We start from the raw sequence: 9863 nt of genomic DNA on the forward strand, positions 1-9863 counted from the left end.
GGCTGAAGCCCGGCGAAAGGCTGCTCGACATCGGCTGCGGCTGGGGCGCGATGCTGATCCATGCGGCGAAGCATTACGGCGTCGTCGGCCATGGCGTCTCGCTGTCGCGGGCCCAGACGGAGCTTGCCCGCGAGCGCATCCGCGCCGAGGGTCTCGAGGACCGAATCACCATCGAGATCAAATCCTACGCCGAGCTCTCCGGCACGTTCGACAAGATATCGTCCATCGGCATGTTCGAGCATCTGGGTATTGCCAATCACGACGCCTACTTTTCGGCCGTCCATCGTCTGCTCAAGCCCGGCGGAATCTATCTGCACCACGCCATCACCAGGCGCAGCAAGGGCGACATCCGCAAGACGTTGCGCAAGGGCCCGGAATACAAGGCGCTGATCAAATACATCTTCCCAGGTGGAGAGCTCGACACGATCGGCATGACGCTCGGCAATCTCGAGGCGCGTGGCTTCCTCGTCCATGATGTCGAGAACCTTCGCGAGCATTATCACCGCACCTGCCGGCTGTGGGCCGAGCGTCTCCATGCGCGCTTCGACGAGGCGATCGCCGAGGTCGGCGAGGCGAAAGCGCGGCTATGGCTGCTCTATCTCACCGGCTGCTCGATCGCCTTCGAACGCGCCTCGGCGCAGATTTTCCAGACCGTCGCCACCAAGCGCGCGCGGGGACCAAGCGTCCTGCCGCCGACGCGTGAAGATTTGTACCGGTAGGGACAAGGCAGGTCAGGCGAACCGCACTTCCGCGCCGATCTCGACGCGTGCCGGCCGGTCGACGGTGCAATAAACGCCGATATTGTGGGCGTTGTAGCGGACCAGGTTGCGCAGGATGCCGGGGTCGTTGTCGAAGCCGTCCTGGGCGATGATGGTGAAGCCGCAGCGGCGGCAGGGCTCGGAGATCGTGAGCAACAGATCGCCGATCGCGAGCTTGCGGCCGAGCCATTCCGTCTCCGGGAAGGAGCCTTCGACCGGCTCCATGTCGACGACGATGTTGGGGCGAAAGCGGCGCGAATCTGGCACGCCTTGCGGATGCAGCGCCTTCAGCCGCGCCAGCGAGGCGGTGGTGAGCAGATGGATCGGCGTCCTGCTGTATCGCTCGGCCGTGAGCGGGCCGGCATAGCCCGGCGCGTGCTCGCGGAAGTAAGGCCGGATCGAGGCGTCGAAGCCAAGAAATCCGGAAAGAACCCGGTCGCTTTCCGGGTCGGGCGCCGGCAGCCAGTCGCCGCCGGGCACGGCCACTTCGAGCCGGCGGTCTTCGGTCAGCCGGGTGCGAATCAGCGGCACCTTGTGCCATTTCGGTCCGCGGTCCGGCCTGGCGATCTCGCCATCCGACGCATCGACCAGGCCGAACAGCCGGTCGCCGTCGACAGTCGACGTGCCGACGGAGATGGCGTCCAGCCGCTCGCCGGCAAGCGAGCTCGCCGGATAGCGCCATAGCTGGCTGACGGTGCCGAGTGCGGCCTGCGCGTTCATCAGGCCCTTTTATTCTGCCGGTTGGCAACGAGATCGTCGACCACGGCGGGATCGGCGAGCGTCGAGGTGTCGCCCAGCGCGCCGTAATCGTCCTCGGCGATCTTGCGCAGGATGCGCCGCATGATCTTGCCTGAACGGGTCTTGGGCAGGCCCGGCGCGAACTGGATCTTGTCGGGCGTTGCGATGGCGCCGATCTCCTTGCGGACATGGGCGACAAGCTCCTTGCGCAGATCCTCGCTCGACGTCGTGCCGGACATCAGCGTGACGTAGCAGTAGATTCCCTGACCCTTGATATCGTGCGGATAGCCGACGACGGCGGCTTCCGAGACCTTGTCGTGGCTGACCAGCGCCGATTCAACTTCCGCCGTGCCCATGCGGTGGCCTGAAACGTTGATGACGTCGTCGACGCGGCCGGTGATCCAGTAGTAGCCGTCGGCGTCACGGCGGCAGCCGTCGCCGGTGAAGTATTTGCCCTTGTAAGTCGAGAAATAGGTCTGCACGAAACGGTCGTGATCGCCATAGACGGTGCGCATCTGGCCGGGCCAGGAATCGGTGATGCAGAGATTGCCGTCGGCCGCGCCTTCCAGCACCTTGCCTTCGCCATCGACCAGCTGCGGCTTGACGCCGAAGAAGGGCCGTGTCGCCGAGCCGGCCTTAAGGTCGGTGGCGCCCGGCAGCGGCGTGATCAGGATGCCGCCGGTCTCGGTCTGCCACCATGTGTCGACGATCGGCACCTTGGCGTTGCCGACGACGTTGAAATACCACTCCCAGGCTTCCGGATTGATCGGCTCGCCGACCGTGCCCAGCACGCGCAGCGACTTGCGCGAGGTCTTCTTCACATGGGAATCGCCGGCGCCCATCAGGGCGCGCAGCGCCGTCGGCGCGGTGTAGAAGATGTTGACCTGGTGCTTGTCGACGACTTCCCAGAAGCGCGACTGCGACGGGTAGTTCGGCACGCCCTCGAACATCAGCGTCGTGGCACCGTTGGCCAAAGGGCCATAGACGATGTAGCTGTGGCCGGTGACCCAGCCGACATCGGCGGTGCACCAGTAGATGTCGCCGTCATGGTAATCGAAGACATACTGGTGCGTCATCGAAACATAGACGAGATAGCCGGCGGTGGTGTGCAGCACGCCCTTCGGCTTGCCGGTTGAGCCCGATGTGTAGAGGATAAACAACGGGTCCTCCGCCTTCATCTTCTCGGGTTTGCAGTCGGCCTTAACGGTCGCGGCCTCATCGTGGTACCAGACGTCGCGGCCCGGCACCCAGCCGGTCTTGCCGCCGGTGCGTCGCACCACCACCACTTTTTCCACCTTGGTGCCGGCCTTGGCGGCGATGTCGATGGCCTTGTCGGTGTTGTCCTTCAGCGCAATCGGCTTGCCGCCGCGCAGGCCCTCGTCGGCGGTGATGACGATGGTCGACTTGCAGTCGTCGATGCGGCCGGCCAGCGCATCGGGCGAGAAGCCGCCGAAGACGACCGAATGGATGGCGCCGATACGCGTGCAGGCAAGCATCGCGTAAGCCGTTTCGGGGATCATCGGCATGTAGATGGTAACGCGGTCGCCCTTCTTGACGCCGTGCTTCTTCAGGACATTGGCGAAGCGGCAGACATGCGCATAGAGCTCGTTGTAGGTAATCTTCCTGTCATCGTAAGGGTTGTCGCCTTCCCAGATGATGGCGGTCTGGTTGCCGCGCTTCTTCAGATGCCGGTCGATGCAGTTGTAGGAAACGTTGGTCTGGCCGTCCTCGAACCACTTGATCGAGACCTTGCCGTCGAAGGAAGTGTTCTTGACCTTGGTGAAGGGCTTGAACCAGTCGATGCGCTTGCCGTGCTTGCCCCAAAACTTGTCCGGGTTCTTCACGCTGTCGGCATACCATTTGAGATAGGTGTCGTTGTCGATCAGCGCGTTTTTCTTCCACGCCGGCTGGACGCGGTGGACATGGACATCGGACATTTTCTAGCTTTCCTCCGAAATCGTTCCGCCGGCTTGATGTGCCGACGGCATCACGGCGAAGCAGCCGTGAATTCGCGGCATTATTAACAGTTCCGCCGTGACGGCAACATTAGACGTTGGATTCGCGCGGCGGGATGACGCAGGGGCAAGTGCAAACGCCTGTCAGCACTCTCGCCTTAGGGCTGCTAACCGTCTGTTTTTCCGATGGAAAACTTGGGTCTGATGTGCGAAAATCAATAGACGGTTAAGCAACGAGGCGCAGAGTTTCGCGTTGGGAGGAAAGGAGAATCAACTGAGGACGGCAATGCGCCATCATCTCGAAATGGACTTGATGCTCAGCGGCTATGGGCTGACCACAGCCAAGATCCTTTATCACTTCCCAGACCATCCCCATCTGCTGCAAAGCTATATCTGGCAGGATTACGACATCGCGCCGGAGTTTCCGGTGCTGATCCGCTTCATCGAATTCTGGAAGACCAAGCTCGACGGCCCGCTGCATTCGGTGACCTACACGCACCAGAAGCTGATCGCGCCGAACGAGTGGCGGAAAGTGGACGGGGAGTTCGTGCTGCACTGAGCGGCGCAAAGGTTCTCTGGACGTCGAATGTTTGGCGGACGCCCATGACCCAGGCGGAGCAAGGACCTGCAGCTAATCGCAATCGTTAACGCTTGCCCTGATAGGGGCGGCCGTAATGACGTGGCCCCGAACATCGTGTTCCGCAAGCTGAATGACGACGGGGGAATAGGAACGGCCCGCTTGGTTTCAAGCGCCGGCGAAAGCGTTATCATTGTCGGGCAACAAGATCATTAGAGCGTGTCGAGGCGCTTAGCGACTGCCGAAGATCGCCGAGCCCACCCTGACGCTGGTCGCGCCGAAGGCGATCGCGGTCTCGTAATCGCCGGACATGCCCATCGAGAGCATTGCGACGCCGGCCTCGCCAGCGATCTTTTCCAAAAGCGCGAAATGCGGACCGGGATTCTCGTCCGCCGGCGGGATGCACATGAGGCCCTCAATGGCGAGGCCGTGCACCTCGCGGCAGCGTTTGACGAAAGCGACGGCGTCGCGCGGCTCGATGCCGGCCTTCTGCCGCTCGGAACCGGTGTTGACCTGGACATAGAGTTTCGGCGCCCGGCCTTGCCTGGCGGTCTCCTTGGCAAGCTCGGCGGCGATCTTCTCGCGATCGACGGTCTCGATGACATCGAAAAGCGCCACCGCTTCCTTCGTCTTGTTGGATTGCAGCGGCCCGATCAGGTGCAGCTCGATGTCGGGAAACGCCGCTTTCAGCGCCGGCCATTTACCTTGAGCTTCCTGCACGCGGTTCTCGCCGAAAACACGCTGGCCCGCCTCGATGACCGGGCGGATATCTTCGGCCGCGAAGGTCTTCGAGACCGCAACCAGCATGACGGCGCCGGGCTCACGCTTTGCCTCGCGTTCGGCGCTTGCGATCTTCGCCTTGACCGCGCGAAGCTGTTCGACGGGGCTCGTCATGTCCATATCCTGCCCATAGTTTTAGCACCAACGCCGGATCGCCACAGTTGACGGGTCTGGCAATCCATGGTGAACACCGCGACGACATTGTCTCGGCTGCCGGCCTTGCCCAGCGCCGCGCACCCGCTTTTAAGTGAAAAACATCTGATGGCAACCGAACGATACAATCCGCGCACGTCAGAGCCCAAATGGCAGAAGGCCTGGGCCGAAAAGAAGCTGTTCGAGGCCAGGAACGAGGACCCGAAGCCGAAATACTACGTGCTCGAGATGTTCCCTTATCCCTCGGGGAAGATCCATATCGGCCACACCCGCAACTATACGATGGGCGACGTCGTCGCGCGCTACAAGCGGGCCAAGGGCTTCAACGTGCTGCACCCGATGGGTTGGGACGCCTTCGGCATGCCGGCCGAGAATGCCGCGATGCAGAACAAGGTCCATCCCAAGGACTGGACCTACGAAAACATCGCCGTCATGCGCGAGCAGCTCAAGATGATGGGCCTGTCGCTCGACTGGGCGCGGGAGTTCGCCACATGCGACGTCGACTACTATCACCGCCAGCAGATGCTGTTCCTCGACTTCGTCGAGAAGGAGCTGGTGACGCGCAAATCCTCCAAGGTCAACTGGGACCCGGCAGACATGACGGTGCTCGCCAACGAGCAGGTCATCGACGGCCGCGGCTGGCGCTCGGGCGCGCTGGTCGAGCAGCGCGAGTTGACGCAATGGTTCTTCAAGATCACCGATTTCGCGCAGGACCTGCTGGATTCGCTCGGCCGTCTCGACGAATGGCCGGAGAAGGTCAAGCTGATGCAGCATAACTGGATCGGCCGCTCGGAAGGGCTGCTGATCCGCTGGCCGCTGGCGGCTGCAAGCTCTGCCAAGATCGGCCGCGACATGCACGAGCTGGAAGTCTACACGACCAGGCCGGACACCATCTTCGGTGCCTCCTTCATGGCGGTCGCGGCGGATCATCCGCTGGCCAAACAAGCCGCCGAGAACAATCCGGCGCTGGCCAAGTTCATCGACGAGGTCCGCCATATGGGCACCTCGGTGGCGGCGCTTGAGACGGCCGAAAAGAAGGGTTTCGATACCGGCATCCGCGTCGTCCATCCTTTCGACGACGGCTGGACGCTGCCTGTCTACGTCGCGAATTTCGTGCTGATGGAGTATGGCACGGGCGCCATCTTCGGCTGCCCGTCGGGCGATCAGCGCGACCTCGACTTCGCCAACAAATACGGCCTGCCGGTAGTCCCGGTAGTGATGCCGGAAGACGGCGACGCAAAAAGCTTCCAGATCACCGAGGAGGCCTATGTCGACGACGGCGTGATGATCAATTCGCGCTTCCTCGACGGCATGAAGCCGCAGCGCGCGTTCGACGAGGTGGCGAAGCTGCTCGAACAGAAGACGATCGGCGGCCGGCCGATGGCGGAGCGCAAGGTGAATTTCCGCCTGCGCGATTGGGGCATCTCGCGCCAGCGCTACTGGGGCTGCCCGATCCCGATGATCCACTGCGAGGCCTGCGGCGTGGTGCCGGTGCCGAAGGCCGATCTGCCGGTGAAACTGCCTGACGACATCGAGTTCGACCGTCCGGGCAATCCGCTCGATCGGCATCCGACATGGCGTCACGTGAAATGCCCGCAATGCGGGCGCGACGCGCGGCGCGAGACCGACACGATGGATACATTCGTCGATTCGTCGTGGTATTTCGCGCGCTTCACCGCCCCCTGGGCGAACGAGCCGACCGAGCCGAAGGCGGCCGACGAGTGGCTGGCGGTGGACCAGTATATCGGCGGCATCGAGCACGCGATCCTGCATCTGCTCTATTCGCGCTTCTTCACGCGTGCCATGCGCGAGACCGGCCATTTGAACCTCGCCGAGCCGTTCAAGGGCCTGTTCACGCAAGGCATGGTGGTACACGAGACCTACCGCGTCGGCGGTCCGTCGACAAATGGGCGCTGGCTGTCGCCGAGCGAGGTCAGGATCGAGGATGCCGGCGGCAAGCGCCGCGCCATCGAGATCGCGACCGGCGAGGAAGCGTCGATCGGCGCGCTCGAGAAGATGTCGAAATCGAAGAAGAACACGGTGAGTCCGGAGGAGATCACCGACGGCTACGGAGCCGATACCGCGCGCTGGTTCATGCTGTCGGATTCGCCACCCGAGCGCGACGTCGAATGGACCGACGAAGGTGCCGCCGGCGCGCATCGCTTCGTGCAGCGCGTCTGGCGCCTGGTGCAGATCGCGGCCGAACAGCTTGGCGACGTGAAGCCGGCCGCGGCGAGCGAAGGCGAGGCAGGTGCCGTTTCCAAGGCCGCGCACAAGATTCTTAAGGCGATCGGCGAGGACATCGAGAAGCTCGGCTTCAACCGAGCTATCGCCCGCATCTACGAGCTTGCCAATGCGCTGGCCGTGCCGCTCAACGACGTCGCCGAAGGCAAGGCTGACGCGGCGCTGAAGGGCGCCTGCCGCGAGGCCGTCGAGATCCTGGTGCATGTGATCGCGCCGGTGATGCCGCATCTGGCCGAGGAATGCTGGGAGGCGTTGGGCGGCACCGAGATGGTCGCCGAACGGCCGTGGCCTGCCTACGATCCGGCCCTGGTCGTCGACAACGAGATCATGCTGCCGGTGCAGGTCAACGGCAAGAAGCGCGGGGATTTGACAATTGCCCGCGACGCGGATCAAGGTGCCGTCGAAAAAGCGGTGCTGGCTCTCGACTTCGTGCAGAAAGCGCTCGATGGTAAAGCCCCGCGCAAGGTGATCATCGTCCCGCAGAGGATCGTCAATGTCGTTGCCTGATCCGGAAAAGTCACAGGCGGCGCGTTTGCTGCGTCGCGCTGCTCTCAGCGGCCTGATCGCCTCGCTGGCACTGGTCTCCGCCTGCACGGTGCGGCCGCTCTATTCCAGCGCGCCGCTCACCGCCGGCTCGCAGGTCGGGGCCGCCGCCGAGCTGGCGTCGATCTCGATCAAGCCGGTGAGCACGCGCCCTGCACAGCAGGTGCGCAACAACCTGATCTTCGCTTTCGGCCAGGGCTCGGGCGAGCCGGCATCGCCTGCCTATACGCTCGACCTCGGCGTCACCGAGCTTGTCGAGTCGGCGGCCATCGTTCAGGTGCAGACCGAAGAGGACGAGCCGACGGCCGGCACCGTGACCCTCACCGCCAATTATGTGCTCAGAGACGCCGCGACCGGCACTGTGGTCGCGCTCGGCAAGCGCTCGATTCCTTCCTCCTTCGACCGGCCGCGCCAGGAGTTTGCGGCCTACCGGGCGCAGATCGACGCCGAGAACCGCGCCGCCCGCGAGCTCGCCGATCTGCTCAGGCTGGCGATCGCCCAGGACCTGGCCAAGAATGGCAAGAAGGCCTGAGCTGGTCTCTGAGCGCCGCCGCGCTATTTCCCTATTCGATGCAACAAAAAGGCCAGGTTATCCCGGCCTTTTTGTTGTCTGATCTCGGGCCTCAGCCAATCTTCTGGCCGGTCTTGGCCCAGTCGGCGAGGAAGGCGGCGAGGCCCTTGTCGGTGAGCGGATGGTTGACCAGCGCCTTCAACGTCGCCGGCGGCGCGGTCACGATATCGGCGCCGATCAAAGCCGCCTGCTTGACGTGGTTCACCGTACGCACGGAAGCGGTCAGAATCTCGGTCTTGAAATCGTAATTGTCGTAGATGGTGCGGATTTCCGAGATCAGCTCCATGCCGTCCGAGCCGGTGTCGTCGATGCGGCCGACGAAGGGCGAGATGAAGGAGGCGCCGGCCTTGGCGGCAAGCAGCGCCTGGTTGGCCGAGAAGCAGAGCGTGACGTTGACCATGCGGTTCATCTCGGTGCGGATCGTCTTGCAGGCCTTCAGACCATCCAGCGTCAGCGGCACCTTGATGGCCACATTCGGTGCGATCTTGGCCAGCACCTCGGCCTCGGCCATCATCTCCTTGTACTCGGTCGCCACGACCTCGGCCGAGACCGGGCCTTCGACAATGTCGCAGATCTGCTTGGTGACCTCGGCGATCTTGCCGCCCGATTTCAGGATTAGCGACGGGTTGGTGGTGACGCCATCGAGCAGCCCCAGATCGTGCAGCTCCTTAATTTCCTTGATGTCAGCGGTATCGACAAAAAACTTCATGGCTGTCTCCTTGGGGATTGCCTGACGCCGGCCAGGCAGATGCGGGGGTCCCCTTTGATCTAGAGCAAAGTCGGGGCAAGGTCACGCCCGATGATCGAAGATTCGCCCTTTGTCGCGGCCGCGCCGGTGCTGGTGCCGATGCCGGCCGAACGGCCCTACACATATGCCGTGCCGCCAGGCATGCGCGTGGTGCCGGGCTCGATCGTGCGCGTGCCGCTGGGGCCGCGGCAGGTCGCCGGCATCGTCTGGGACGCCGTCGTCGAATCCGTCGATCCGAAAAAGCTGCGGCCGATCGAGGAGGTCTTCGACTGCCCGCCGATCGACAAGGCGATGCGCCGTTTCGTCGACTGGATCGCCCAATACACGCTGTCGGCGCCCGGCATGGTGGCGCGGATGTTGTTGAGGGCGCCGGAAGCTTTCGACCCGGAGCCGTGGATCGAAGGCCTGCAGCGCACGCTTGCCGAGCCCGACCGATTGACCGACGCGCGACGCCGCGTGCTGGAGACGGCCGAAGGCGGGCTTGCCTGGACGCGCTCCGGTCTCGCCCATGCGGCGGGTGTCTCCTCGACCGTCATCGATGGCTTGAGGGCACAAGGCGTGTTCGAGACGGTGTTGATCCCGCCAAGGCCGGTGGTCGCCGCACCCGATCCCGGCCATGCTGTGCCGGAATTGATGCCGGACCAGAAGGCGGCGGCCGAGAAGCTGCGCGCGGCGATCGCCGCCGACGCCTTCAACGTCACCCTGCTCGACGGCGTCACCGGATCGGGCAAGACGGAAGTCTATTTCGAGGCGGCGGCGGCGGCGCTCGACAAGGGCAAGCAGGTGCTGATCCTGC

General features: G+C 63.6%; 8 protein-coding genes and 1 pseudogene. 5 read left to right on the top strand and 4 right to left on the bottom strand.

What is annotated here, in order from left to right:
* Positions 1 to 719, top strand: a 719-nt coding sequence (locus tag EOA75_RS22010) for a cyclopropane-fatty-acyl-phospholipid synthase family protein (protein WP_164747492.1), incomplete at its 5' end; no start/stop codon positions are given.
* Between the two features lie 12 nt (positions 720 to 731).
* Here EOA75_RS22010 and EOA75_RS22015 read toward each other — a convergent pair.
* Complete coding sequence (locus EOA75_RS22015) at positions 732 to 1478, bottom strand: MOSC N-terminal beta barrel domain-containing protein (RefSeq protein ID WP_067324949.1); 747 nt, start codon at positions 1476 to 1478, stop codon at positions 732 to 734.
* A complete protein-coding gene (acs, locus tag EOA75_RS22020; protein ID WP_095824161.1) occupies positions 1478 to 3433 on the bottom strand; it encodes an acetate--CoA ligase in 1956 nt (651 codons plus the stop codon). Before acs ends, EOA75_RS22015 begins: the two co-directional genes overlap by 1 nt.
* A gap of 304 nt (positions 3434 to 3737) precedes the next feature.
* On the opposite strand from acs, the gene EOA75_RS22025 reads away from it, so the two are divergent.
* Positions 3738 to 4010 (top strand): aspartate-semialdehyde dehydrogenase, encoded by a 273-nt coding sequence (locus tag EOA75_RS22025; RefSeq protein WP_067001506.1) that lies wholly within the window; start codon positions 3738 to 3740, stop codon positions 4008 to 4010.
* A gap of 249 nt (positions 4011 to 4259) precedes the next feature.
* On the opposite strand, the gene EOA75_RS22030 is transcribed toward EOA75_RS22025, so the two are convergent.
* Positions 4260 to 4922, bottom strand: a complete 663-nt coding sequence (locus tag EOA75_RS22030) for a YggS family pyridoxal phosphate-dependent enzyme (protein WP_127325146.1) — start codon at positions 4920 to 4922, stop codon at positions 4260 to 4262.
* 147 nt (positions 4923 to 5069) lie between these two features.
* Between EOA75_RS22030 and leuS the strand changes: the two genes are divergently transcribed.
* Positions 5070 to 7712, top strand: coding sequence for a leucine--tRNA ligase (gene leuS, locus EOA75_RS22035; protein WP_127325147.1), 2643 nt, complete (start codon positions 5070 to 5072; stop codon positions 7710 to 7712).
* Complete coding sequence (gene lptE / locus EOA75_RS22040; protein WP_067324955.1) at positions 7699 to 8280, top strand: LPS assembly lipoprotein LptE; 582 nt, start codon at positions 7699 to 7701, stop codon at positions 8278 to 8280. Before leuS ends, lptE begins: the two co-directional genes overlap by 14 nt.
* Before the next feature lie 91 nt (positions 8281 to 8371).
* Here the strand turns inward: lptE and fsa are convergent, their stop codons facing one another.
* A complete protein-coding gene (gene fsa, locus EOA75_RS22045) occupies positions 8372 to 9028 on the bottom strand; it encodes a fructose-6-phosphate aldolase (RefSeq protein WP_095799713.1) in 657 nt (218 codons plus the stop codon).
* Positions 9029 to 9118: 90 nt separating this feature from the next.
* On the opposite strand from fsa, the pseudogene EOA75_RS22050 reads away from it, so the two are divergent.
* Positions 9119 to 9863 (top strand): annotated as a pseudogene (locus EOA75_RS22050) (primosomal protein N'); the annotation flags it as partial.

It is taken from the genome of Mesorhizobium sp. M1A.F.Ca.IN.022.07.1.1, assembly GCF_003997575.1.
Classification (GTDB): Bacteria; Pseudomonadota; Alphaproteobacteria; order Rhizobiales; family Rhizobiaceae; genus Mesorhizobium.